This is a genomic window from Mesorhizobium sp. L-8-3, from assembly GCF_016756615.1.
Taxonomy (GTDB): domain Bacteria; phylum Pseudomonadota; class Alphaproteobacteria; order Rhizobiales; family Rhizobiaceae.
Genome location: NZ_AP023262.1, coordinates 2702016 through 2727567 on the forward strand (window position 1 = coordinate 2702016; position 25552 = coordinate 2727567).

22 protein-coding genes are annotated in these 25552 nt (G+C 65.8%); 10 read left to right on the forward strand and 12 right to left on the reverse strand.

The genetic code is table 11. The features are described 5' to 3' along the window. Nucleotides 1–6: 6 nt before the first annotated feature. From JN302_RS12735 to JN302_RS12750, 4 genes are read right to left on the reverse strand one after another with little or no spacing between them, the layout of a single operon-like run. Nucleotides 7–1281 carry an NAD(P)/FAD-dependent oxidoreductase gene (locus JN302_RS12735; protein WP_202333111.1) on the reverse strand — a complete coding sequence of 425 codons (1275 nt, stop codon included), beginning with the start codon at nucleotides 1279–1281 and terminating at the stop codon, nucleotides 7–9. Continuing rightward, entirely contained in the window at nucleotides 1278–1619 is a 342-nt protein-coding gene (locus tag JN302_RS12740; protein ID WP_244846307.1) for a c-type cytochrome, read from the reverse strand. Before JN302_RS12740 ends, JN302_RS12735 begins: the two co-directional genes overlap by 4 nt. A gap of 23 nt (nucleotides 1620–1642) precedes the next feature. Further along, nucleotides 1643–1969, reverse strand: a complete 327-nt coding sequence (gene soxZ, locus JN302_RS12745; RefSeq protein ID WP_244846308.1) for a thiosulfate oxidation carrier complex protein SoxZ — start codon at nucleotides 1967–1969, stop codon at nucleotides 1643–1645. Nucleotides 1970–1989: 20 nt separating this feature from the next. After that, nucleotides 1990–2442, reverse strand: a complete 453-nt coding sequence (locus JN302_RS12750) for a thiosulfate oxidation carrier protein SoxY (protein WP_202312583.1) — start codon at nucleotides 2440–2442, stop codon at nucleotides 1990–1992. A 256-nt stretch (nucleotides 2443–2698) separates the two neighbouring features. Here JN302_RS12750 and JN302_RS12755 point away from each other — a divergent pair, with 256 nt between their 5' ends. Both JN302_RS12755 and JN302_RS12760 read left to right on the forward strand, forming a co-directional pair. After that, nucleotides 2699–2926: a hypothetical protein gene (locus JN302_RS12755; RefSeq protein WP_202333113.1), complete on the forward strand. Its 228-nt coding sequence runs from the start codon at nucleotides 2699–2701 to the stop codon at nucleotides 2924–2926. Between the two features lie 125 nt (nucleotides 2927–3051). Further along, nucleotides 3052–3975 carry an acetamidase/formamidase family protein gene (locus tag JN302_RS12760; protein ID WP_202333114.1) on the forward strand — a complete coding sequence of 308 codons (924 nt, stop codon included), beginning with the start codon at nucleotides 3052–3054 and terminating at the stop codon, nucleotides 3973–3975. Between the two features lie 300 nt (nucleotides 3976–4275). Here the strand turns inward: JN302_RS12760 and JN302_RS12765 are convergent, their stop codons facing one another. From JN302_RS12765 to JN302_RS12775, 3 genes are read right to left on the reverse strand one after another with little or no spacing between them, the layout of a single operon-like run. Continuing rightward, entirely contained in the window at nucleotides 4276–6528 is a 2253-nt protein-coding gene (locus tag JN302_RS12765) for a xanthine dehydrogenase family protein molybdopterin-binding subunit (RefSeq protein WP_202333115.1), read from the reverse strand. Then, nucleotides 6518–7573, reverse strand: coding sequence for an FAD binding domain-containing protein (locus tag JN302_RS12770; protein WP_202333116.1), 1056 nt, complete (start codon nucleotides 7571–7573; stop codon nucleotides 6518–6520). The genes JN302_RS12765 and JN302_RS12770 overlap by 11 nt, the downstream gene beginning before the upstream one ends. Next, nucleotides 7570–8067 carry a (2Fe-2S)-binding protein gene (locus tag JN302_RS12775; RefSeq protein WP_202312589.1) on the reverse strand — a complete coding sequence of 166 codons (498 nt, stop codon included), beginning with the start codon at nucleotides 8065–8067 and terminating at the stop codon, nucleotides 7570–7572. Before JN302_RS12775 ends, JN302_RS12770 begins: the two co-directional genes overlap by 4 nt. A gap of 203 nt (nucleotides 8068–8270) precedes the next feature. Here JN302_RS12775 and JN302_RS12780 point away from each other — a divergent pair, with 203 nt between their 5' ends. The 5 genes from JN302_RS12780 (at nucleotide 8271) to JN302_RS12800 (ending at nucleotide 13771) form a co-directional block, all read left to right on the forward strand. Further along, nucleotides 8271–8849 carry a TetR/AcrR family transcriptional regulator gene (locus JN302_RS12780; protein WP_202333117.1) on the forward strand — a complete coding sequence of 193 codons (579 nt, stop codon included), beginning with the start codon at nucleotides 8271–8273 and terminating at the stop codon, nucleotides 8847–8849. Between the two features lie 100 nt (nucleotides 8850–8949). Then, nucleotides 8950–11037, forward strand: a complete 2088-nt coding sequence (locus JN302_RS12785; protein ID WP_202333118.1) for an ATP-dependent helicase — start codon at nucleotides 8950–8952, stop codon at nucleotides 11035–11037. 77 nt (nucleotides 11038–11114) lie between these two features. After that, nucleotides 11115–12134: an LLM class flavin-dependent oxidoreductase gene (locus tag JN302_RS12790; protein ID WP_202333119.1), complete on the forward strand. Its 1020-nt coding sequence runs from the start codon at nucleotides 11115–11117 to the stop codon at nucleotides 12132–12134. Nucleotides 12135–12326: 192 nt separating this feature from the next. Next, the gene (locus JN302_RS12795; protein WP_446720723.1) at nucleotides 12327–13067 is read left to right on the forward strand and encodes a 3-keto-5-aminohexanoate cleavage protein; all 741 of its coding nucleotides are present in this window, start codon (nucleotides 12327–12329) and stop codon (nucleotides 13065–13067) included. A gap of 164 nt (nucleotides 13068–13231) precedes the next feature. After that, entirely contained in the window at nucleotides 13232–13771 is a 540-nt protein-coding gene (locus JN302_RS12800) for a hypothetical protein (RefSeq protein ID WP_244846309.1), read from the forward strand. A 183-nt stretch (nucleotides 13772–13954) separates the two neighbouring features. On the opposite strand, the gene nadE is transcribed toward JN302_RS12800, so the two are convergent. Genes nadE through JN302_RS12825 form a run of 5 tightly spaced genes read right to left on the reverse strand, consistent with a single transcriptional unit; the run spans nucleotide 13955 to nucleotide 19868 of the window. Beyond that, nucleotides 13955–14947: an NAD(+) synthase gene (gene nadE, locus JN302_RS12805; RefSeq protein ID WP_202333120.1), complete on the reverse strand. Its 993-nt coding sequence runs from the start codon at nucleotides 14945–14947 to the stop codon at nucleotides 13955–13957. 22 nt (nucleotides 14948–14969) lie between these two features. After that, nucleotides 14970–16484 (reverse strand): class I adenylate-forming enzyme family protein, encoded by a 1515-nt coding sequence (locus tag JN302_RS12810; protein ID WP_202333121.1) that lies wholly within the window; start codon nucleotides 16482–16484, stop codon nucleotides 14970–14972. Between the two features lie 10 nt (nucleotides 16485–16494). Further along, nucleotides 16495–16764, reverse strand: a complete 270-nt coding sequence (locus tag JN302_RS12815) for an acyl carrier protein (protein ID WP_202333122.1) — start codon at nucleotides 16762–16764, stop codon at nucleotides 16495–16497. A 20-nt stretch (nucleotides 16765–16784) separates the two neighbouring features. Beyond that, nucleotides 16785–18734 (reverse strand): asparagine synthase (glutamine-hydrolyzing), encoded by a 1950-nt coding sequence (asnB, locus tag JN302_RS12820; RefSeq protein WP_202333123.1) that lies wholly within the window; start codon nucleotides 18732–18734, stop codon nucleotides 16785–16787. A gap of 27 nt (nucleotides 18735–18761) precedes the next feature. Then, the gene (locus JN302_RS12825) at nucleotides 18762–19868 is read right to left on the reverse strand and encodes a hypothetical protein (RefSeq protein WP_244743271.1); all 1107 of its coding nucleotides are present in this window, start codon (nucleotides 19866–19868) and stop codon (nucleotides 18762–18764) included. A 530-nt stretch (nucleotides 19869–20398) separates the two neighbouring features. Here JN302_RS12825 and JN302_RS12830 point away from each other — a divergent pair. The 3 genes from JN302_RS12830 to JN302_RS12840 all read left to right on the forward strand — a co-directional run bounded on the left by JN302_RS12830 (nucleotide 20399) and on the right by JN302_RS12840 (nucleotide 25542). Beyond that, nucleotides 20399–22024 carry an arylsulfatase gene (locus JN302_RS12830; RefSeq protein ID WP_244846640.1) on the forward strand — a complete coding sequence of 542 codons (1626 nt, stop codon included), beginning with the start codon at nucleotides 20399–20401 and terminating at the stop codon, nucleotides 22022–22024. A gap of 72 nt (nucleotides 22025–22096) precedes the next feature. Next, complete coding sequence (locus tag JN302_RS12835; RefSeq protein ID WP_202333125.1) at nucleotides 22097–23134, forward strand: HAD family hydrolase; 1038 nt, start codon at nucleotides 22097–22099, stop codon at nucleotides 23132–23134. A gap of 146 nt (nucleotides 23135–23280) precedes the next feature. Then, on the forward strand, nucleotides 23281–25542 hold the full coding sequence (locus tag JN302_RS12840; RefSeq protein WP_202312613.1) for a tetratricopeptide repeat protein: 2262 nt from the start codon (nucleotides 23281–23283) through the stop codon (nucleotides 25540–25542). Nucleotides 25543–25552 lie beyond the last annotated feature (10 nt).

The window sequence follows — 25552 nt, forward strand, 5'->3', positions numbered from 1 at the left end:
ACGTAATCAGCCGAAGGTGTCGCGGGTGAACGCAGCGTACCAGCCGATTGCGTGCCGCGCCGTTTTCCGGCGAAGTTCGGCGCTTTCGCCAACCTTGCTGACGAAGCTGTCGACGACCTTGATCTTGCCGGTGACCGGATCGGGCCGGAAGTTCAGGGCGTTGGTGAACGCGTCGTCGCGGGCGAGAAACGTGTAGCAGGAGTTGAAGAGGTGGGGAGCAAACTGCCGTGATCCTGCAAGTTCCGCGGCTATCGCGAAGGCGCATGCCTTGGCCTGGCTATTTGCGGAGAAGGCGGATTTCGGCATGTCGCCTCCAATGATGGCGTCGCCGACGAGGTGGATATTTCGCTGCAATGTCGACTCGAACGTCATCGGATCGACCGGGCACCAGCCGGACTTGTCGGCCAAACCCGTCTCGATCGCCAGAGCCCCCGCACGTTGCGGCGGAATGACATTTGCCACCGCAGCCTTGAACGTCTCCCCTTCTGTGATCACGGATCGGGTACCGACGTCGACTGCTTTTGTCGCGCCGGTGAACTGTGCGGGCAGCCACTCGATCATGCCCGGATAGTGGCGGGACCAGGCTTCCTGAAAGACGTCCTGGGGCTTGAAGGCATCCTTCGCATCGAGAATCAGTATCTTGGACCTCGGCTTGTGCCGCTTGAAATAGTCGGCGACGAGCGATGCCCGTTCGTAGGGACCCGGCGGGCATCGGAAAGGGTCCGGCGGAACCACGATCAGGAAGACCCCGCCGTCCTCCATGCTTTCCAGCTGCCGGCGCAGCAGCACGCTCTGCGGGCCGGCATTCCAGGCGTGCGGCATGACCTCGGTGGCCGCCTCGTCATAACCCTCGATGGCGTCGAGCCTGAAGGAGACGCCAGGGGCGAGGACGAGGCGGTCGTAGGGGAGGCGGCTCCCGCTCTTCAGTTCAACCGTCCTTGCGACGGGATCGATGCCGGTCGCCGCCTCGTGGACGATCATCACACCGGATTTCTCGGCAAGCGACCGATAGCCGTGGGAGAGCGAATCGAGCGTGCGCAAGCCGGCCAGGAAGAGATTGCTGAAGAAGCAGGTGACATAGCGCTCCTTCGGCTCGACCAGGGTGACGTGGATCGGCGGCGCGAGGGCGGCAAGGTATCTGGCGACCGTCGCTCCGCCGATGCCGCCCCCGACCACCACGACGCGAGGCAGAGCCTGGGCCAGGGCCGCTTTCGGATCCGCCGCCGCCAGCAGCGTCGCTCCCGTCAGGCCAACAAACTTGCGTCGCGTCCATCGCGTCATGGCGAACCGGTCCGACCGCTGCTCGTGGCAATGTAGTGTGCGACGCTGGCGAACTCCTCGTCGGTCAGCGACAGCGCGACCGCGTGCATGACATGGCTCGGCGCTTCGCTCGTTCGATAGGCCTTCAGCGCGCGAACGATCGCCTGCTCGTCCAGGCCGACAAGTGTCGGAATTCCCTGCTCGCCTCCGGCCGGGTCATGACACGACGCGCAGGTGGCGGCGATCTGACGCCCTTGTTCGTTCCCGGCTGCGACGTGCGGCGCACCGAGCAGAACGAGGCTCGCCCCAACAAGCGCGCCGACGCGGCTCGCCCGCGCGCTCTGATGATGGAGCCGCAAGTCCTTCGGTCCGGTTCGCACCCTCAACGGACCACCAGATCGTGAGACAATGAAAACACCCTGCCGCCATCTTCTTCCCAGACGAATTCCAAGGGGCCGCTCTCCGTCGCGGTCAGGAAGTACTCGAAGAAGGGATTGGCCGAAACGGCCTCATGAAGATGGACGCTGAACACTTCAGTTTCGAGATAGGTGCAGGCAAATCTGTTGATGATCCTGCGCGGTATGACCGCGCCGTTCTCGTCGAGGCGCAGCCCGGTTTCCATGTCGTGGCTGATGATGGCCCTGACGGAGAAGATTTCCCCCTTCACGGCTGTATCCGGTACGATGACGCGCGGTTTGGGGGCCGTCACGGATCCGTCTCCCTCAGGGCTCAGGCGCAGCCATTGCTGGCGACGTCGACCCATGTCCTGGCCGCCAGCAATCTGCCGTCATTCATCTCGGCCACCGCGACGACGTTTTGAGGCTTGGCCAATCGGATGCGCGTCGACACCCGCGCGACGCTGCGCCCCGGCACAAAGTTGAAACCAGCGACTTCGACAATGGGGTTTTCGGGCGCGAAGACGCGTATGCGCCGCACATGATCGTCCCTTGTCATGGGACTGTCCACCCGAAGTTCCATCGGGACCGTATAGCCGGTAGGGAACGTCGCCGGCATGACGAGGTGAACGCTGTCCGACGCGGTGACCACTCCCCCGATTTGCTGCCCGACGAATTCCATCACCTGGTCGGCGTCGGATGCCTCCGCCGGCGCCAGGAACGCGCATGCTAGCACTGCACCGCCCGAGCAGCCGCCTTTCAACACGTCGCGCCTGGTCAGGTCCATTGCTTTTCAGCCTCCAACCCTGACAGACGGCGTTGGGCGTAGCGCCCACTCTCCTGTCAGGCCCGAAGTCTCTAACGCAAATCCATTCTAGACAGGGTCCAGACTACAGACATGCCATTGCGTAGTAAAGGAGAACGGCAATTCTCGGACGCTGGGGCAAGTCCATGTGGCGGACATGATGTGCGGAACCACAGGGCCGAGAATGTCGAAGTGGTCGGCCAGGTCGAGACGCTGACGAGCATTCCGGGCCACCCCAATGGCACCTGGCACGATCGAGACGGCGCGGGACGGCAAGACGCTTGGTCAGATCTGCGATCGGCTCAAGGATCCGGCGCGCGGCAAGAACATCGGCGAGATCGTCGAGCGCATGGCGCATGACGGCCTCGCGGGCCGGCGCTGGAACCCGGGAAGGGCAGGGGTGCCCGGCACGCGGGACGTCTTCGGCGAACTCATCCGCCGACGGGCGGCCTTTCCGACGTCTTGACCTGAAAAGGCTGCTTTCAATCAGGGTCACGGAAAGCGTCCTGGCCTTGCCGCCGACACGTTGGTGAAGCAGCCCGGCGCCGCGCGCGCTTGCGATGCCGCCGCTGCTCGGCTACCCCTTCGGCCATGACGACACATCATTTCCGCCCATCCGCCTGGCACAATGTCCTGGGCACCCTGCCTCCGGCCCTTGCGGTCGCGTCCGGCGACACCGTGATCACCGAAACCGTCGATGCCCATGGGATCGACAAGGACGGTGTGCAGCGCGCTACCGAGCCGAACCCGATGAACGGCCCGATCTTCGTGACCGGCGCCGAGCCGGGCGATGCACTGAAGGTCGAGATTCTTCGCATGACGCCGATCCGCGACCATGGCTGGACCCGCGGCTCGCTCGCCGGCAATGTCGTCGACCCGGAATTCGTCCGGCGCCTGCCGCCGCGCGCCAAGGTGAACTGGCGGATCGACCGGCAGGCGCTGACGGCCTCCCTGGAGCCGACCGTGCCCGGCCTTGAGGACTTCGTGCTGCCGCTCGAGCCGATGATCGGCTGCTTCGGCGTGGCGCCTTCCCTGGGGCAGGCCTTCTCGACCGCCACCAGCGCCGAGAATGGCGGCAATATGGACTATCGGGGTTTTTGTCCCGGCGCGACGGTGTGGTTTCCGGTCGCCGTGCCGGGAGCGCTGTTCTTCCTCGGCGATTGTCACGCCACGCAGGGCGACGGCGAGATCGTCGGCACCGGCATCGAGACCTGTTTCGAGGTGGAAGTGCGGCTGACGGTGGAAAAGGGCCGCACGCTCGTCTGGCCGCGTGGCGAGAGCGCCACCGACATCTTCTCCGTCGGCAATGCGCGGCCGCTCGAGCAGGCCCTGCAGCACGCCACCACCGATATGTTCGAGTGGCTGACCAGCGACTATGGGCTCTCCCCGGCAGCGACCAGCCACCTCATGGGGCAAGTCGTCCGTTACGACGTCGGCAACGTGTTCGATCCGGCCTATACGATGGTCTGTCGCATCGCGAAGAAATGGCTGCGGGCTCGGGGCAGCAGTCGATGAGCGTTGCCTGCGCGCGCACATCGCAGGAGAACCCCTCATCCGACCTCGCTTCGCGAGGCCACCTTCTCCCACAAGGGGAGAAGGGAACGCTGCGGCAACGGTTCCGCCAGTCGCCGACGTTGGTGAGTTGCAGAGCCGGCAAAGCCAGGCTCCAGCCTTCTCCCCTTGTGGGAGAAGGTGGCCGCGCCCACGGGCCTTGCCTCCGGCAAGCCCGAGGACAGGCTCCGCGCGGTCGGATGAGGGGTATCAGGCGCGCAGAGTGGCCGGAGTGCGCGCTCGCCGTCACCTTGCGGGCGTCTTCTAGTTGACCAGGACATCCTCCAGCCGGATCGGGAATCGCCTGACGCGCACGCCGGTCGCGTGCCAGACGGCATTGGCGATGGCGCCCACCGTGCCGGTGATGCCGATCTCGCCGACACCCTTCACGCCGAGCGGGTTGACGTGGGCATCGTGCTCCGGGATCAGGATGGCATCGAGCGACGGTACGTCGGCATTGACCGGCACGTGATATTCGGCGAGGTCGGCATTCATGATCCGGCCCGTCCTGGGGTCCGTGACCGCCTCCTCCTGGAGCGCGAAGGAGACGCCCCAGATCATGCCGCCGAAATACTGGCTGCGGACGAGGCGCGGGTTGATGATGCGGCCCGCGGCGAAGGCCCCGACCAGGCGCGTCGCCCTGATCTGGCCGAGGTCGGGATCGACCTTGACCTCGGCGAAGACCGCGCCGTGCGAATACATCGCGTGGGCGGCGGCCACGTCCGGGTCGCGGGCCGCCTTGGCCATGCCGACGACCTCGGGCCGACCCGCGCGCAGCAGGATTTCCGCATAGGTTTCACTGCGCCCTTCATCGTCGCTGCGATGAAGCCGTCCGGAGCGCGCCACGACGCCGACATTGCCGGCGCCGAAGAGCGGCGACCGGGGATCGGCCGTCGCGAGCTCGGCAAGCCTGGCGATCACATCCTCGCCGGCATTGTGGATGGCCAGGCCCGCGCTGGCGGTGTGCCCGGAGCCGCCGGCAATGCCGCCGTCGGGCAGGCTCGACAGGCCTGAATGCAGTTCGACCTGATCAACGTCGAGCCCGAGCGTCTCCGCCGCGATCTGGGCGAGCGCCGTCCAGGCGCCCTGGCCCATATCCGCGCCGCCTGTTTCCACGAGCGCCGTGCCGTCGGTGCGCAGGGTGGCGCGCGCCTCGGCCGGGAAATGCGGGCAAGGGAACACGGCCGTGCCCATGCCCCAACCGACGAGGAGCCCGTTGTCGTCGCGCATGCTGCGCGGCTGGAGCGGGCGATCGGACCAGCCGAAGCGTTTCGAGCCCTCGGCATAGCATTCGCGCAGGGTCTTGGACGAAAACGGCCTGCCGGTGCCCGGCTCGGTCTCGGCGTAGTTGACGAGCCTGAATTCGAGCGGGTCCATGCCGCAGGCTTCGGCCGCCTCGTCCATGGCGACTTCGAGCGCGGCCGACCCGGACGCCTCGCCTGGCGCGCGCATCGGGCCCGGCGTGCCGGCATCGAGCCGCAGGGCCTCGTGCTCGGCAAGGATGGCGGGGCTCGCATAAAGAGGCAGCGACGCATTCGCGGCCGGCTCGATGAACTCGTCGAAGCTGGAGGTGGAGCCGATCGCGTGATGGTGTAGCGCGGTCAGGCGCCCCTCCTTGTCCGTGCCGATGCGCAGCTTCTGCCAGGTGCGTGCGCGATGCCCGACGGGGCCGTACATCTGTGCCCGCGTGAGGGCCAGCTTGACCGGCCGGCCGAGCATGCGCGCGGCGAGGATGGCGAGGATCTGCGGTCCGTTGAGGATCGCCTTCGAGCCGAAGCCGCCTCCGAGGAAGGGCGAACGGATGAGCACGTTCTCGGCCGGGATGCCGAAATAGGCCCCATAGGCAGCGCAACTCAGCGCCAGCGCCTGGTTGGGCATATCGAGGGTGACATGGTCGCCGTCCCATTGGGCGACCACGGCATGGGGCTCCATCGCGTTGTGATATTGCGCAGGCGTGACATAGTCGGCCTCCGTAACCCTGGCGGCGACCGCGAGGCCCGCCTCGACGTCGCCATGGCCCGTGCGCGCCGGCGCGCCGATGCCGACCGCAGGCGGCGCATAGCGATCGCCATTGTCGAGCCCTGTCCGGGCACTTTCGACCTCATATTGTGGACTGAGCAGCGCGGCCCCTTCGGTCGCCGCCTCCAGTGTCTCGGCGATCACCATGGCGATCGGCTGGTTCACATAGCGCACCTTATCGTCCTGGAGCACCTCTACGCGGAAGCCGAAGGGCGGCATCTTTTCGTCCGGATCGTGCGCCAAAGGCGGCCGGTTGGCCGGCGTCAGGACCTCGACGACGTCGGGATGAGCCCTGGCGGCATGGACATCAAGCGCCGTGACCCGGCCGCGCGCGATGCTGCTGACGGCCGTCACGGCGTAAAGCATGCCTTCGGGATGGTTGTCGGCGGCGTAGGTCGCGCGGCCAGTGACTTTGAGCACGCCGTCGCGGCGCGTGATCGGCTGGCCGGCATTGGACCCGTGGCGACGGTATTGGGGAGAAGCGGTATCAGGAGACATGGTTCGATCCGGGAATTGTGGAGAAGGGCGAGGCCGGAAGCGCAGGCATGGCTTCCGGCGTCCCCTCCAGTGCCAGGGACAAGGCGCGCATGACGATGCGGCGCGCCAGTTCGATCTTGAAGGCGTTGTCGCCGGACGGCCTCGCGTCGGCCAAAGCCAGCTCGGCCGCATTCGCGAAGGCGTCCGCCGTCGGCCGCATGCCGACCAGCGACGTCTCCGCCTCCGACGCGCGCCAGGGCTTGGCTGCCACGCCGCCGAGCGCGATGCGCGCCTCGCGGATCGTTCCGTTTTCGACATCGAGCGCGGCGGCGGCGGAAACGACGGCGAAGGCATAGGAGGTACGCTCGCGCAGTTTCAGATAGCGCGCGTTGCGGGCAAAGACCGCGGCTTCGGCGGGAAGCCGGACCGCGACAATCAGTTCGCCCGGCGCCAGCGCCGATTCCTGTGCTGCCGCGCCCGGCAGGGAGTGCAGCGCGTCGAGCGGTATCTCCCTGATACCTCGAGGGCCTTCCAACTCGACCACGGCATCGAGCGCCACGAGCGGCACGCAGAAGTCGGAGGGGTGCGTGGCGATGCAATGCTCGTTCCAGCCGAGCACCGCGTGAAGGCGGTTCTCGCCGTCGCGCGCATCGCAGCCCGACCCCGCTGCGCGCCGGTTGCAGGCGCTGGACAGGTCCTGGAAATAGGCACAGCGCGTGCGCTGCATCAGATTGCCTCCCACGGTTGCCGCGTTTCGCAGCTGCGGCGAGGCGCCTGAAAGAAGCGCCTCGGCCACCACGGGGAAGCTCCGCGCGAAGCGCTCGTCATAGGCGAGGTTCGCATTGCGGACGAGCGCGCCGATGCGCACGCTGCCGTCGTCGAGCCATTCGATGCGATCGAGCCCGGGCAGACGGGTGATGTCGACGAGCCGCCGCGGCCGCGCCGCGCCGATCTTCATCAGATCGAGCAGATTGGTTCCGGCCGCGAGATAGGCCGATCCCGGCTCGGCCGCCGCGGCAACGGCCTCCGGCACGCTGGCCGGGCGGATATAGTCGAACCGGTTCATGCCGCGTCCCTCCGGCTGCGTTCGGCAATGGTCTTGCGGGCTTCCAGCACCGCTTCTGTGATGCCCTGATAGGCGCCGCAGCGGCAGATGTTGCCGCTCATCAGTTCGCGTATGCGCTCGGGGTCGCCGCCGGCATGGCCCTCCAGGATGAGGCCGACCGCGCTCATGACCTGTCCCGGCGTGCAGTAGCCGCATTGGAAACCGTCATGTTCGATGAAGGCAGCCTGCACCGGATGGAGAGTTTCGCCGTCGGCCAGGCCCTCGATGGTGGTGATTTCGGCCCCGTCGAGGCTTGCGGCGAGCGAGAGGCAAGAGTTGATGCGCCGTCCGTCGACGAGCACGGTGCAGGCGCCGCACTGGCCGCGGTCGCAGCCTTTCTTGGTGCCCGTCAGGACCAGCCGCTCGCGCAACAGGTCGAGCAGCGTCACGCGCGGGTCGTCGAGCACGATGTCGCGGGGCTCACCATTGATGGTGAGGCTGATGGAGAGTGACATGTGGTACCCCATTCAGTGATTGTGATGTATGGATCGGGACCGCCGGGAGGCGGCCAAGGATGCGGGCGCATGGAGAGATCTGGCGCGAACGGTCCGTCGGCCCTGGCCGGGATTGCGTGCCTTCGTGCGTTTTCCCGGTGCGATCTATTTATACGGAGGGTGCCTCCGTTTATCAAGGGGCAAGAAGGCCTGTCGGGAAAAAAATGGGATCTGACACCGCGAAAACAAGACGCAAGCCGCGCGCCGACTCGATCCGCAACCGCGAGCGCCTGCTCGAGGCGGCGACGCAGGTCTTCAGCGCCGGCGGTCCGCAGGCAAGCCTCGAGGCGGTCGCGCGCGAGGCCGGCGTCGGGATCGGCACGCTCTACCGCCACTTTCCCACGCGTGAGGCCCTCTTCGAGGCGGTCTATCGTCACGAGGTCGATCATCTTGGCGAACTCGCCGAAAAGCTGGCGCGCGACACCGCGCCGGTCGACGCCCTGCGCGCTTGGCTGCACGCCTATGTCCGCTTGGTGGCGACCAAGAAGGGGATGGTCGAGGCGCTGCAACTCGCCGTCTACGGTTCAACGGAGTTGAAGGCCTATACGTTCGAGCGCCAGACCCGGGCGATCGGCCTGCTGCTCGACCGGGCGGTGGCGGCAGGGGAGATCCGTTCCGACATCCTGCCGGAGGATCTGCTGCGCACCCTTATAGGCATCTTCTATTCCCAGGGGCCGACCGACTGGCAGCCGACCGCGCTGCGCCTGGTGGATGTCTTCGTCGACGGCTTGCGCAAGCGCTGAATGCGGGTGCTGCCGGGCTGCGGTGCAGTCCGTGTCGAGCCGCGGTGAGGCCGCGCCAATGTGGTTGCGAACGAACCGGAAACAGAGTTCATTCCGGCGCATGACTTCAGCTCTTCGTGATTCGACCGCGATCCAGCCGGCGGACTATCTCGCCGCGCTGAATGCCGACCAGCGCGCCGCGGTCGAGCATGGCGATGGCAAGGTGGCCGGTCCGCTGCTGGTGATCGCGGGGGCGGGTTCCGGCAAGACCAACACGCTCGCCCATCGGGTCGCGCATCTCATCGTCAACGGCGCCGACCCGCGCCGAATTCTGCTCATGACCTTTTCGCGAAGGGCAGCTTCCGAAATGACGCGGCGCGTGGAACGCATCGCCGCGCGCGTGATGGGCGAGAAGGCCGCGACGCTGACGGAAGGGCTGAACTGGGCCGGCACCTTCCATGCGATCGGCGCGCGGCTGCTTCGCGACTATGCGCTGGAGATCGGCCTCGACCCCGCCTTCACGATCCACGACCGCGAGGATTCCGCCGACCTGATGAATCTCGTGCGCCACGAACTCGGGCTGTCAAAGACGGAGAGCCGGTTTCCGGCCAAGGGCACCTGCCTTGCGATCTATTCGCGTGTGGTGAATGCGCAGGCCGAGGTGGCGCCGGTGCTGGCGAAACATTTCCCCTGGTGCGTCGGCTGGGCCGACGAGTTGAGAGAGCTCTTCGCGGCCTATGTCGACGCCAAGCAGGCGCAGAACGTGCTCGACTATGACGACCTCCTGCTGTGGTGGGCGCAGATGTGCGCCGAGCCTGACATCGCCGAGCATCTGGGGGCCCGCTTCGACCACATACTCGTCGACGAATATCAGGACACCAACCGCCTGCAGGCCTCGATCCTGCTCGCTTTGAAGCCGGACGGGCACGGCCTGACCGTCGTTGGCGATGACGCCCAGTCGATCTATTCCTTCCGGGCGGCGGAGATCCGCAACATCCTCGACTTCCCCGGGCATTTTCCGGAACCGGCGCGGGTCGTGACGCTCGACCGCAACTATCGCTCGACGAACACGATCCTGGATGCGGCCAATGCGGTGATCGGCGAAGCGCCGGAGCGTTTCACCAAGAACCTCTGGACCGACAGGGGCTCGGGCGAGAAGCCGCAGATCGTCACCGTCCGCGACGAGGCCGAGCAGGCGAACTATGTCTGCGAGAAGATACTGGAGGAGCGCGAGGAAGGTGTCGCGCTCAAGTCGCAGGCCGTTCTCTTCCGCGCCTCGCATCATTCCGGCCCGCTGGAGATCGAGCTCACCCGTCGCAACATCCCCTTCGTCAAATTCGGCGGACTGAAATTCCTCGACTCGGCGCATGTGAAGGACGTGCTCGCGGTGCTCCGTTTCGCCGAGAATCCGAAGGATCGCGTCGCGGCCTTCCGCGTGACGCAGCTCATGCCGGGTATCGGGCCTTCGGCTGCCGCCGCCGTCATGGAGGCGATGGAGCGCGCGCTCGATCCCGTGCTGGGCTTGCAGTTCTTCCGCGCCCCGGCGCGGGCCGGCGCCGACTGGCCTTCTTTCGTCGACCTCTTCTCGATCCTGCGGTCCCGTTCGGCCTGGCCCGCCGATCTCGAAGGCGTGCGGCTGTGGTACGAACCGCATCTGGAACGCATCCATGAGGATGCAGCGATGCGCCGGGCGGACCTGCTTCAGCTCGAACAGATCGCGAGCGGCTATCCCTCGCGCGAGCGCTTCCTCACCGACCTCACGCTCGATCCTCCCGATGCGACCAGCGACGAGGCCGGCCCGCCGCTCCGCGACGAGGATTATCTGATCCTCTCCACCATCCATTCCGCCAAGGGCCAGGAATGGTCGAAGGTCTTCATCCTTAACGGCGTCGACGGCTGCATCCCGTCCGACCTCGCGGTCGGCGAGCGCGATGAGATCGAGGAGGAGCGGCGGCTGCTCTATGTCGCGATGACGCGGGCGAAGGACAGCCTCCACCTCATCACCCCGCAGCGCTTCTTCGTGCATGGCCAGGCCGCGCGCGGCGACAGGCATGTCTATGCCTCGCGCACGCGTTTCATTGCCGACCGCATGCTCGACCGCTTCACGCGCACGTCGTGGCCGCCGCCGGCGTCCGCGGCGAGCAGCCGGGCACCGCAGCCCGACATCCGCGTCGACCTCAAGGCCCGCATGCGCGGCATGTGGCGATAGAGCCGTTTGTTCCCGGTGGAAGCAGTGTGCACATTTCCGTGCATTGAAGCCCTGGCTGCACGTGCTACATCGACGCCATGAAAAAGATCGGCTTCCTCTCATTCGGGCATTGGTCGCCCTCATTCCAATCGCAGACACGGTCGGCGTCCGACGCGCTGCTGCAGTCGATCGACCTGGCGGTTGCGGCCGAGGAACTGGGTGCGGACGGCGCCTATTTCCGCGTGCATCACTTTGCCCGCCAGCTCGCTTCTCCCTTTCCGTTGCTGGCTGCCGTCGGCGCCAGGACGAAACGCATCGAGATCGGCACGGCCGTTATCGACATGCGTTATGAGAATCCGCTCTACATGGCCGAGGATGCCGGTGCTGCCGACCTGATCGCCGGCGGGCGCCTGCAACTGGGCATCAGCCGCGGGTCGCCCGAGCAGGTGATCGACGGCTGGCGCTATTTCGGCTACGTGCCGCAGGAGAACCAGACCGACGCCGACATGGCGCGGCGCCATGCCGAGATCTTCCTCGATCTGCTGCGCGGCAGGGGATTTGCGCAGCCCAACCCGCGCCCGATGTTCCCGAACCCGCCGGGCCTGCTGCGCGTCGAGCCGCATTCGGAGGGCCTGCGCGAGCGCATCTGGTGGGGCGCGGCTACCAATGCCACGGCGGAATGGGCGGCGAAGCTCGGCATGAACCTCCAGAGCTCGACCCTCAAATTCGACGAGAGCGGACAGCCGCTTCACATCCAGCAGGCCGAGCAGATCCGCGCCTTCCGCGCGGCGTGGAAGGCGGCCGGCCACGAGCACGAGCCGCGCGTGTCGGTCAGCCGCAGCATCTTCGCGCTGGTCGACGACCGCGACCGGGCCTATTTCGGCGGCAGCGACAGCCAGGACCATTTCGGCTACATCGAGGCGGACACACGTGCCGTTTTCGGCCGTTCCTATGCGGCGGAGCCCGACATCCTCGTCGAGGAACTGAAGAAGGACGAGGCGATCGCCGAGGCCGACACGCTGCTCCTGACGGTGCCCAACCAGTTGGGTGTCGACTACAACGCCCATGTGATCGAGGCGATCCTGAAGCACGTCGCGCCGGCCCTCGGCTGGCGCTAAGAGCCGTTGCGATGGGGGGCCGGCGGCCGGGATTAGCCAACGGGCGGCGTCGAGTACCCATGACGGCGATACTCGACTGCGATCGGGCACTGAACTGTCAGGAGTGTGAACGCCGATCCCGATCTGCCCAATGCCGAGCCGAGCATCGCTTGCTATGGTGTGCCTAGACCGGGCGAGGGCGAGGAGATGCGGGTGAAAGGGAACGCTTTTCTTCAGGCCGCCTTGAACGGCGACAGCGTTCATCCCGCCACTCCGCGCGATCCCGAGAGCATCGCCGAAGCAGCCCGGTCGGCTGTCGCCGCGGGCGCGCATTCGGTTCATGTTCATGCCTTCGACGAAAACGGTCGCGAGACGCTCGCGGCGCGTTTCTGCGCCGAGACGATCCGGTCGATCCGGGCCGCCTGCCCCGGCATCCCCATATCCTTGACGACTTCGGCGGCCATCGAGCCGGACCCGGAAAGACGGCTTGGTACAATCAGGAGCTGGCAGGAGTTGCCTGATCTGGTTACGGCGAACCAGGGGGAAGCCGGGATCGTGTTGCTATGTGAGGAGCTTCTATCGCGGGGTGTCGCGATTGAAGTCGGGCTCCTGTCGGTCGACGACGCAAGGCTCTTCGTCCGCTCGGGGCTTGCCGCGCGCTGCCGGCGCGTGCTCATCGAGCCACTGGATCTCGATTCCGACGTGGCCGTTCGGCATGCCGTGGAAATGGAAGCCATCGTCATGTCTGCGGGCATCCGCCTGGAACAGGTGCATCACGGTAATGGAGCGGCATGCTGGGCGGTCAACAGGCGCGCGCTCGCGAAGGGTCATGGCATTCGAACCGGTTTGGAAGATGTCACGGTCCTGCCTGACGGAACGCCGGCGAGGGACAATGCCGAACTGGTTGCCGCTGCTGTGGCTTTGATCGCTTCGCAAGCGCGGATGTCGCCCTGACGGATTGGTTCATTGCCGTGTGAATATCGGCAGTGTTGGGGCCGCGACGTTTGATCGAGCGGAACGCGCCACGAGCTTGTCGGCCATGCATCCGCACACGTAACTTACATGCTCACGCTCGCGCCAGGCGCGTTCCGTTCCTACTGTGCCGCGCGGTGGGTCTGTTGTCCTTCGTTACCAATCCAGAGATAGAGGAAAGAGTTATGCACACCCGGATGAAAATCGGCGCCGCTGCGGTCTTTGTGGCCCTGGCTGCAACAGGCGCGGCCGCCGAGACGTACAAGAAATACGGGTCGGAAGCCGGCTGGGATATCTATGCCACCGGTGGCGCGGACAGCGGTTGCCTGATGTCCAGGAACCTGACCCCCGAAACGCAGTTCCAGATGGGTATCGTCCCGGATGCGGAGGCGCGCGGCTATATTGCGCTCTACACCAAGGAGGGTACGCAGATCGGCACCGGAGAACAGATTTCCGTGCTTTTTGATATCGACGGACAGCAATTCACCGGCGAAGCGACGGGCCGGCAGATGATGGACGGCTACACGGGAGCCTTTGCCTGGGTCGACAATCCCGCGTTCATCTACGAACTCGCCAAGAAGAAGACGCTGACCATTACGCCGGCAGGCGGCGAGCCCATCGTGCTGAGCCTCGCGGGAACCGATGCCGCGCTGAAGGCGCTGCAGGCGTGCCAGGAAAAACAGTAGAGGCATACCTGCTCGGATCGAGCTGGCGGCGCTACGACGCCAGCTCGACCGAGAAAAACGAACTTGCTCGGGCATCGCTGATCGATCTCGTCACGCATTCCGGCCGCTCCGCCAGCAGGCCGCAATACAGTAGGCCGTTGTACCGCCCTTCCCAGGGCGGGCATTGCCCTACGACCTCATGGCTCAGGCGACTTCCTCGACCAACTGCGGCGGCAGGTGCAGGTAGCGTGCGACCTTGCGTTTGGCAGCTATGTCGCTCCAGATGCGGCCGACATCTTCCTCGCTGAGCGAGACGGCGCATGCGACCTGCGCCGCTGGCACGCCGTTGTCCAGCCCGTAGAGGCACAGGTCCATCTTGTCGTAGGGGAGGGCGAAGTAGAACTCCTCCTGGGTCTGCGCCAGCGAGTAGGTGTCGGTGGTGGGCGGACGGCGGCGCACCTCTTCGGGTACGCCGAGATGGGCGGCGAGCTGATAGACCTGCGACTTGTAGAGATGCGCGATCGGCTTCACGTCGGCGGCGCCGTCGCCATTCTTCACGAAGAAGCCCTGGTCGTATTCCAGCCGGTTCGGCGTGCCGACGACGGCATGGTTGAGCCGGTCGGCATGATAATATTCGAGCTGCTTGCGGGTGCGCTGCTTCATGTTGGTGGCCGCCACGATGCCGAGATAGACAGGTGCCGGCAGGCGGTGTTTCTCGGTGCGGCCGTCGGGGCTGCGCACGACAAGCGACGAGATGTTGTAGCCCGTGGTGGTCAGCGCATTGGCGATGACGATCTTCGAGCTCCAGCCCGGGCCGTAGTCCGGCATCATCTGGCGGATGAAGCCGTCGCGGCGCCTGTAGCATCCCATGGCTTCGAGCGCCGGGCCGATATCCTCGACCTCGCCTGGCAAGCCGAAAGTGTCGGCGACCAGCCGGCCGAGCCGCAGGCTCTCGGGATCGGAATCGTTCTCCGGCATGAACAGGCAGAACACGTTCTGCGGCCCGACGGCGCGCGCGGCGAGCGCGGCGCAGACGCTGGAATCGATGCCGCCGGAGAGGCCGAGCACGAGGCCCCGCTTGCGCACCGTGCCGCGCAACTGCTCACGCAGCGCCGCGACGATGCGCGCGGTTTCGGCCTCGGCGTCGATGTCGAGCGTCCTCATGGAAAACGGCGCGTCGCGGCCGGCTGACGTCATCTTGTCCTGTCTCCTGCTTTCATCACACCAGCCGCCGCACGACCTTGCCGCTCGCCGTCCTGGGCAGCGCGCTGCGGAACTCGATCGTCTTCGGCACCATGAAATCCGGTAGGCCACGCGCGCAGTGGCGCAACACGTCGCGCTCGCTCGGCGGCGGATCCGACGGCACGATCACCGCGTGGAGCGCAAGGCCGAGGATGCCGTCGGGAACGCCTGTCACCACCGCCTCTGCGACGCCGGGGCAGGCATGCAGCACGGCTTCGACCTGTCTGGGCGCGACCTTCTCGCCGCGGATCTTCAGCATGTCATCCTTGCGGCCGACGAAGGTGAGGAAGCCTTCCTCGTCGGCGGTGAAGAGATCGCCGGTATGGAGCACCTTCTCCCAGGGGTTGGCGCCGGGCCGCAGCGCCGCGTCGGTGGCCTCGGCATTCTCCCAGTAGCCGCGCATCAGATGCGGCCCGCGCACGACCAACTCGCCGACGACATCAGGGCCGACGGGCCGTCCGTCTTCGCCGACGACATAGGCCTCGGTGTTGGGGATGGCCTTGCCGACGGAGCCTGGCCTCCGGTCCAGTTCCTCAGGCGGCAGGAAGGCAGCGCGGGCGCATTCGGTGAGGCCGTACATCAGATAAAGCTTTGCTTCGGGGAACAACGCCCGCAAGCCCTCGACATGGGAAGGCGGAAGCGGTGCGGCGGCATTGGTGACGTAGCGCAGCGCCGGCAGGCTATCCGGCGTCAGTTCCTTCATCGAGAGCAGCATTGCCGCGATGGTCGGAACCAGCGGCAGGCCCGTCACGCCCTCGGCGCGCGCCGTTTCGATGACGGCATGGGGAAAGGCGAAACTCTTCGCCAGCACCAGCCTGCCGCCGCGGCGGATGGTGACGAAAAGCTGGTAGAGCCCATAGGTGAAGGAGAACGGCAGCAGGCCGAGCACCACGTCGTCGGCGGTGCTGCCGAGATAGGCGGCGATCGAGGCCGAGGCGGCGTCGATGCTGGCATGCGTCATCATCACGCCCTTCGGGCGGCCGGTCGTGCCTGACGTGTAGATGAGCATGGCGAGGTCGGCGTCGATGCCGGCTTCCGCCGATGAAACCTCTGCGGGAGCGGAGATGCAATCCTCGAAGGCGACGACATCGGCTTCGGATGGGCCCACGCCACGGGCGGAAATCACAAGCGGGCGGAGCGCACCGGCGGCCTCGGCGCAGAGCCTTGTGTATTTCGCCTGCGTCAGCACGGCGCTTGGCCGGCAATCGCGCATGATCTGGCCGAGCCAGTCGGCCTTGACGGACGGATTGACGGGACAGAACACGGCACCGGCCTTGAGCACCGCGAAGATCGCGACCGGCGTCTCCCAGACGTTCTCCATGAACAGCACGACCCGGTCGCCGCGCAAGACGCCGCGTGCGCGCAGCGAGGCTGCGAGCCTGTCCGAGAGCCCGTCCAGCTTGGCGTAGGAGAGGCGCATGCCGTCGGCGACGACGGCCATCCCGGCGGGATCGGCCGCCGCGCTTTCGCGCAGGAACGCCTCGACGCGCATCGAAGGGGCCTCAGCCTGCCGCCCGCATGCCGGCCTGCCTGGCGCCCACGAAGGCGGCGATGCGGGCGACGGAATCGAGATTGGCGGGAACGATGTCGGCATCCGCCACCGCGATGCCGAAACGCTCCTCGAGGAACGAGACCATCTCGAGGATGCCGGTGGAGTCGACGATGTCGTTCTCGACCAGCGACAGGTCGTCGCCGAGCGCATAATCCTCGTCGCCGAACAGGAAGTTCTCGACGATGAAGGCGCGAATCTGGGCTGCGGTGGTGTCGGGCATGGCTCGTCTCTCGAAAAGTGTCAGGATACCGGCTCGCGGAGCCGGCTGGTTTCTCGGGTCGCGAAGCTGCGTAGCCAGAGCTGCGCCGACACGATCCCGACAAAGGCGGCGTTGTCGCGGAAGCTGCCGATGGCGCCCCGCCGGCTCTTCTCCAGGAGCTTGGTCGTGGCCTGCGGGTTGAACAGGCCGCCTGCCGCAAGTGCCGATGGCGACAGGAGTTCGCCGACATAGTCGCCCGACGGGCCGGCGAAGGCGCGGCTGTCGGGCGCGCGATAGGGCTGCTTGGGACGCCGGCCGATCGACGGGGGCAGGAGATCGGCCGCGGCCTCGCGCAGGATGTGCTTTTCGCGCAGACCGCGCAGCTTCAGCCCGGCGGGGATGCGTGCGGCGAATTCGACCAGCCGGTGGTCGAGGAAGGGAAAGCGCGTCTCGACGCCATGCGCCATCGCCATGCGATCGCCCTGGCTCGACAGGATGTAACCGGGCAGCAGGAAGCTGGTCTCGATGAACTGGGCCTGGTGGAGCGGGTGCCACCGCCTGAAGTCTTCCGGCAAGGTACCGGCCAGTTCCTCGGCGGCATCGTAGCCGGCGAGCGTGTCGCGCAGTTCCTGCGAAAAGAAGATCTTGGCGCCCGACGTGGCCCGGATGCGCGGCCGGTGCGAGAAGAGCGGATCATCGGGCGCGTCGGTTCCGGCGCCGAAAAAGGCGGCCAGATACTCCGGCGACTGTTTCTGCAGCCCCGGCAGATAGGGATAGATCTTCCGGAAGAGATGGGGACGTATGCGAGAGCCGGGCTGGCGTCCGCAGAAACGCCGGATGCGGCTTTCCTTGAACAGGTCGTAGCCGGCGAAGACCTCGTCGGCGCCTTCGCCCGACAGCACCACCTTCAGCCCCTCGTCGCGCACCAGGCCCGACAGCAGATAGAGCGGGGCAGGGGCGGTGCGCAGCACCGGGCGCTCCATGTGCCGCTCCGCAACAGGGAAAACGCCGGCGATGTCGTCGGGCCGGCAGGCGACCATGTGGTGCCGCGTGTCGAGCGCCTCGACCATGACCGACTGGAACGGGCTCTCGTCGAATTCGGCGTCTTCGAAGGTGACGGCGAAGGTCCTGAGGCCGGCCGGGGCGATGCGTGCGGCGAGAGCGGAAATGATGGAGGAATCGAGCCCGCCCGACAGGAAGGACCCCACCTCGACGTCGGCACGGAGTCTGATGCGGGTGGCATCCTCCAGCAGCGCCCGCAGTTCTTCGGCGATGCGGGCCTCCGAGCGGGGGGCGGCCTCCTCGCCGGCGTCGGGAAAGCCGAGCGACCAGTAGGCTCTGCTGCGCGCCCGTCCACGCTCGACGACCATGATCCGGCCCGGAGCGAGTTCCGAGATGTCCTTGAAGGCGGTGCGCGGCGCGATCGGCGCCCAGAGCGTGAAGATCTGGTCGAGCGCGACCGGATCGATTTCGGCCACGATGCCGGGAACCTGGAGCAGCGCCTTCACCTCGGAGGCGAAATAGAGTGTGCCGGCCCGCCAGGTGTAGAACAGCGGCCGAACGCCCATGCGGTCGCGAGCCAGAATCAGGCGGCGGCGCGGCGCGTCCCAGATTGCGAAAGCGAAGTCGCCGTTGAGCCCGGAGACGAAGTCTTCGCCCAGTTCCTGATAGAGCTGGAGGATGACCTCGGTGTCGCTCGTCGTGCGGAAGCGGCGGCCGCGCGCCATAAGCATCTCGCGCAGCTCGACATAGTTGAACACCTCGCCATTGTAGGTGATGTGGATATTGCCGTCGGCACTGCTCATCGGCTGGGCGCCGTCGACGAGGTCGATGACGGAAAGGCGGCGATGTCCGAGACCGGCGTCCTGGCCGACGAAGACGCCTTCCCCATCCGGGCCGCGATGCGCGATCGCGCCCGTCATGCGCAGCAGCAGCTCCGTGGCCTCGGCATGCGGCAGCTCGCGGCCGAAGTAGCCGGCTATGCCGCACATGCGCCCAGTCCTCTGCAGCCACCCGGTCTATTCAAAACTGTCTCCGATCAGCCGCGACCAGGATTCGCCGGCAAAGCCGTTGAAGAAGGCCTTGCCGGCCAGGAACGGCTCCAGCAATGCCGGATTGCGCGCATGCACGATGCTGGACGACGCATGCACGAAGACGAAGCGGCGGCCGAGCATCGCCTCGAGCAGGGCCGGCTGGGTGCGGCCGCGCAGGGCGACGATGCCATAGCCAGCGGCGTGAGCCAACATGCTGTCGAGCACGGCACCTGCCTGACCGGGCGCGAACAGGATCTGCACCACACGGCCCACCCGGCCGGGATCGCCGTAATAGAGGAACATGCCAAGCGGTCGGCCGCCGCGCGCGGTGACGACCCGCCGCACCATGCCGCCATAGATCGCCTTGCGGCGCGATTCCGCCACCATGCGCGCCAGGCTTTCGGTTCGCCAGACCGGCCGCGCCGCGAAATCCGTGGTGAAGTTCTGGAACATCTCGACGGCCGTCGCATCGTCGGCATCGGCGCTCGGCATGGCGTCGGCACCCATGGCGGCGGGCAGGCTCGTCCAGCGTGGCTCGTCCGGCCCGCGCCGCAAAAATGCGTCGATCGGCCGGGCGAGCGGCGCCGCCAGCCGGGCGAGGCCGATCCTGCGCCCGGCCATCTCGGCGACGAAACCCGCGGGACGGATCACGCGGAGCCATTCGAGGCTGTGGTCGGGCAGCACGGTTGCGCGCAGCTTTCGCCACATGGTCGTGGAAATGTCGTTGGCGGTTTCGGTCAGCGATATATCCTGCGGGCCGGCGAGGAAGGCGCGCATCAGCCGGGCGCCGGCGAACGGGTCCTCGTCATGGCGGTCCACCATCAGCGTACCGCAGATCGCGCCGCGCGCCGGCTTTCCGCCGATCTCCATGGACATCGGCAGCGCGCCGATGAAGCCGTTGACGGCGCCGGCGTCGTCCAGATGCACGAAAGAGTTGATTTCCGGATCCTGGTCTGGACCTTCCAGGAACACCTGGCCGAGATAGGCGGCAAGCGACAGCGCAACCGGTTCGCGGCTCTTGCGCAGGATGCGCTGAAACAGCTCCGCGACCGTCGGCAGGTCGTCTTGCCTCAAAGTCCTAACGCTGCCCACAGCCGCTTCCGAGCTCCGATGGCGACCTTGCCGCCGTCGATGATGTTTCCCTTGCGAAGGCGGCAAGCTAGCAGGCGGTGATTAACGTTAGGTTCCCCCCGGGGGGCGGAGGACGCGCCGACGATCCCGCGCCGCCCGGGAGGACATCCATCTCGGCGAACAATGACCACCCGGAGCATCGATGACATTCGACAGGCCTCGCGGCCTTGGCACCCCCTGCGGCAGGTATTGAACAACCCGGCAGTTTCCCCAAAGGGCAATATCGCCAAGCACCGATCCTGCGTAGACTTGCCGTTATGTAAGGCAGGACGCGCTGTGTTTATCGACCACAACAAAGTCCGGTCTTGCCGAGGCGCTTGGCTTGTAAGCGCGAACGCATGGAATAACCCAAGTGTTCGCCTTCCTGCCGATCGAGGCTTCGTGGTTGCGGCCCAGCGGCCATGGTGCAACCTTGGATCGCAGGCAAAGGGCACGTCCCGAGGAGGACCAGTGGCATGAGAACTACGATACCGGCCTATATAGCAGCAGGGATGACCATCGGACTGCTCGGCAGCTCCGCCGTCGTCCAGGCGCAGGATCAGGCGAAACCGAACATTCTCTTCATCGTCTCGGACGACACCGGCTACGGTGATCTCGGTCCCTACGGCGGCGGAGAGGGACGCGGCATGCCGACGCCGAGCATCGACAAGCTGGCGGCCGAAGGCATGACCTTCTTCTCCTTCTACGCTCAACCCAGCTGCACGCCCGGCCGTGCAGCAATGCAGACGGGACGCATCCCAAACCGCAGCGGCATGACCACGGTGGCTTTCCAAGGCCAGGGCGGCGGCTTGCCGGCGGCCGAATGGACGCTCGCCTCCGTGCTGAAGCAGGGCGGCTACAAGACCTATTTCACCGGCAAGTGGCATCTGGGCGAGGCAGACTATGCATTGCCCAACGCCCAGGGCTACGACGTGATGAAATATGCCGGGCTCTATCACCTGAACGCCTATACCTATGGCGATCCGACGTGGTTCCCCGATATGGATCCCGCACTCAGGGAAATGTTCCAGAAGGTCACCAAGGGCGCCCTGTCCGGAAATGCAGGCGAGCCTGTGAAAGAGGATTTCAAGATCAACGGACAATATGTCGACACGCCCGTGGTCGACGGCAAGGAAGGCGTCGTCGGTATCCCGTTCTTCGACGGTTATGTCGAGAAGGCCGCCTTGGAGTTCCTCGACGATGCGGCAAAGACGCCGAACCAACCCTTCTTCATCAATGTGAACTTCATGAAGGTGCATCAGCCGAACATGCCGGCGCCCGAGTTCGAGCACAAATCGCTCTCCAAGTCGAAATATGCCGACTCGGTGATGGAGCTCGACACCCGTATCGGCCGCATCATGGACAAGCTGCGCGAAACCGGCATGGATAAGAACACGCTGGTTTTCTACACGACCGACAACGGCGCATGGCAGGATGTTTACCCGGATGCCGGCTATACTCCGTTCCGGGGCACCAAGGGCACCGTGCGCGAGGGCGGCAATCGTGTTCCCGCCATTGCGGTGTGGCCGGGCAAGACCAAGCCGGGCGTCAAGAACCACGAGATCCTGGGCGGACTCGACCTCATGGCGACCTTCGCTTCCGCAGCCGGCGTGAAACTTCCGGAGAACGACCGCGAAGGTAAGCCGATCATCTTCGACAGCTTCGATATGACGCCGGTTCTGACGGGAGCCGGCCCTTCGCCGCGCAAGGAGTGGTTCTACTTCACCGAGAACGAGCTGACGCCCGGCGCAGCGCGCGTGGGCAACTACAAGGCGGTGTTCAACCTGCGCGGCGACGACGGAGCCTCGACAGGCGGTCTTGCGGTCGATTCCAACCTGGGCTGGAAAGGTGCCGAGAAATACGTCGCGACGGTGCCCCAGGTGTTCGACCTGTGGCAGGATCCGCAGGAACGCTACGACATCTTCATGAACAACTATACCGAGCGGACCTGGACCATGGTGACGATTTCGGACGCGATCCAGAAACTGATGAAGACCTATGTCAAATATCCGCCCCGAAAGCTGCAAAGCGAATCCTATAGCGGTCCGGTCACGCTCACGAACTACCAGCGCTTCCAGTGGGTACGCGATCAACTCGACAAGGAAGGTGTAACGATCGCACTGCCGACCGGAAATTGACGCGACCGCGTGCCCCGGCCCGGCCGGGGCACGCATCTCGAGCTACGGCACCGCCCCTTGCGAGATTGCGACATGAAGCCGAACCTTTCCATCCCGTCCTTGAACCGGCGCTCGTTGCTGTCGGCGATGACCGCTTTTTCCCTGTTTGCCGCTTTGCCCGACCTTGCCGGTGAGGCATTGGCCGCAGACGATCCGCTGCCATCCTGGAACGACACAGGGCCCAAGGTCGCCATACGCGATTTCGTCGATAAGGTGACCAAGGAGGGTTCGCCCGACTTTGTCCCGGAGCCGGAACGCATTGCCGTGTTCGACAATGACGGCACACTATGGGTCGAGCAACCGATGTACACGCAACTCGCCTTCGCCCTCGATCGGGTGAAGCAGGAAGCGCCGTCGCATCCGGAATGGACCACGACGCAGCCGTTCAAGGCGGCACTCGAGGGCGATATGAAGACGCTCGCGGCGAGCGGCGAAAAGGGCCTCGTCGAGCTCATCATGGCGACCCATTCCGGGATGACCGTCGCCGAGTTCGAGACGATCGTGTCCACCTGGCTTGCCGAAGCACGCGACCAGCGTTTCAAGCGCCCCTACACCGAACTCGTCTATCAGCCGATGCTCGAACTGCTCGCCTATCTGCGAGCCAACGGCTTCACGACGTTCATCGTTTCGGGCGGCGGTATCGAGTTCATGCGACCGTGGAGCGAGCAGATCTACGGAGTTCCGCCCGACCAGGTCGTGGGCTCCTCGATCAAGACCCAGTTCGAGATGCGCGATGGCATCCCGACGCTGTTCCGGCTGCCCGAGATCAATTTCGTCAACGATGGCGCGGGAAAGCCGGTCGGCATCAACGAGCATATCGGCCTTCGCCCGATCGCGGCCTTCGGCAATTCCGACGGCGACCTCGAGATGCTGCAGTGGGCAACTCTGGGCGCCGGCCCCGGCTTCGGCCTGATCGTTCACCACACGGATGCGCAACGCGAATTCGCCTATGATCGGAAGTCGTCCTTCGGGCATCTGGACAAGGCCCTGGACGCGGCTTCGGTGAACCAGTGGACGGTCGTCGATATGAAGATGGACTGGAAGACCGTCTTTCCGTTCGAGCAGAAGTAGTCTCCGGCGTGGATGGCGGGCTTGTCTGCAGCTTCGCGCAAGAAAAGCCGCTTCCGGGTGTGGTCATGCGTCTGGGGGGATCCGAGGCTCGCGCCAACGGTGTCCTGCCAGACGAACGCATCCCCGGTGTGAGTGCGATCCGCAACATGCGACGTCGAAACATCCTCCTGTCGGCAATACTGCTAGGCGCCCTGACCGCGTGGTCGGGCGGCATTGGCAGGGCCGCCGAACTGCCGGGCTTTGCGGGCACGCCGGTATGCGGTACCTGTCACGCCCCGCAGGCAAGGGACTGGGCCAACTCCCATCACAGATGGGCGCTGACCGAGCCGACAGCCGAGACCGTGCTTGGCGATTTCGCCGAGGCGACCCTTGATCATAAAGGGCTGACTTCGCGCTTCTTCACGAAAGAGGGGCGATATTTCGTCGAGACGGATGGGGCGGACGGCAAGCCGGGGACCTTCGAGATAAAATACGTCGTCGGCGTCGCTCCGCTGCAGCAATATCTCGTCGAACTCGATCGCGGACGCCTTCAGCCCCTCGATCTCGCCTGGGATACGGTTCGCGGGCGCTGGTTCCACCTCTATCCCGACGAGGACGTATCGGCCGGCAACGGCCTGCACTGGACCGGTTCCTACAAGAACTGGCAGGCGCGCTGCGCAGTTTGCCACCAGACCGACTTCCGCAAGAACTATGATCCGTCCACCCATGCCTATCGCAGCGAGTGGAGCGAGTTGACGGTCGGCTGCGAAGCCTGTCACGGGCCGGGGGATGCCCATGTCGCGTGGGCGCAGAGGCGACCGGATTTCGATCCGGCGGCCTTTACGAATATCGATGGGCACGGGCTGCTACGTCCCGAAGCGAAAGACCGGCAGGCAACCGAGCAGAATATGTGCGGGCCTTGCCATTCGCGGCGCGAAGCAATGGGCGGCGACAGCACATCGCCTCAAGCGACCTTCGGCGACCACTACAACCTCATGACGCTTGGAAACGGGCTCTATTTCCCCGACGGCCAGCAGCATGACGAAGTCTACATTCTGGGCTCCTTCCTCCAGTCCAAGATGCACGCCAAGGGTGTGACTTGCACAAACTGCCATGATGCCCACTCAGGCGGGCTGGTCGCGGAAGGAAATGCCGTCTGTACCCAATGTCACAACGAGGCGGGACGAACCGATTTTCCGTCGCTGAAGCCGGCGAACTACGATTCGCCGGACCACCATCATCACCCGGAGGCAAGCGATGGCGCACGCTGCGTCAGTTGCCATATGCCCGGGCGCAACTACATGGTTGTCGATAGCAGGCGTGACCATTTCTTCCGGGTGCCGGATCCGCTGCTGTCCGATAAGGTCGGCTCCCCCGATGCCTGCCTTTCATGTCATTCCGCGAAGTCGGCCGCCTGGGCGGCGGACAACATAAGGCGATGGGCACCGGACCTGTCCAGTGCGGCTTCCACGCTGGCGGAGACACTCGCCGTCGCGCGGCGAGAAGGGATTACACAAAAGACGTTCGACGATCTGATCGCCGTCGCCAACGACCGGTCGCGTGCTGCGGTCGAACGCGCCACCGCGGCGCGGGAGATCGGCGATCAGGCCGACCCTGCGACGGCCGTGGCACTTGTCGAGCTCCTCTCCGATGAGAGCGAGATAGTGCGCGCTGCGGCCGTTCGTCTGTGGCGGTCGGCCCCCGCCGCCGATCGTGTCGCACGGCTCGAGCCGCTGCTCGCCGATCCTGTCGCGGTGGTGCGTGTTGCGGCGGCCCTGGAACTGTCGAATGTGTCTCCCGATGCATTGCCGGCCGACCGGCGAGAAGCCCTGGCGGCGGCGCTGGCGGAATTGAAGGCGACCATGGAAGCGAAAGCCGACTTTCCCGAAGGCCAGTTGGCAATCGGCGGCCTGGCGATGGCGACCCGCAACTGGGATGCGGCGCAGGCCGCTTTCGCCGAAGCGACCTTGATGGATCCGCAACTCATCCAAGCCTGGCAGGCGCGAGCGAACATTGCGGCCGCCCTGGGCTTTGCCGTTGAGGCCACCGCGATCCTTGCCGATGCGCACGCCAAGAACCCGGACGACGTCACTATTGCGGCGCAACTCTCCCAGTTCCTGATGAATCAGGGCCGAGCCGACGACGCGATCCCGGTGCTGAGGGAGGTCGTTGCGGCCGATGCGGGCAATCAGGATATGAGGATCACGCTTGCCCTGGCGCTGCTGCAAACCGGCGACCTCGCCTCGGCGGCAGCCGAGATCGGGGTTTTGCGCGCCGCATCGCCGGAAAGGGCGGAAGTACTCGTGCTTCTGGCACTTTGGCAGGCCGCGTCCGGCGATCTTGCCGGCGCGCGCGAAACGGCAAAGGAAACAGCGCGGCGCTATCCTGGTATGCGCTTGCCCCCGCCGCTTGATGCGCTTTCCCGGTAGGGAGCGTACG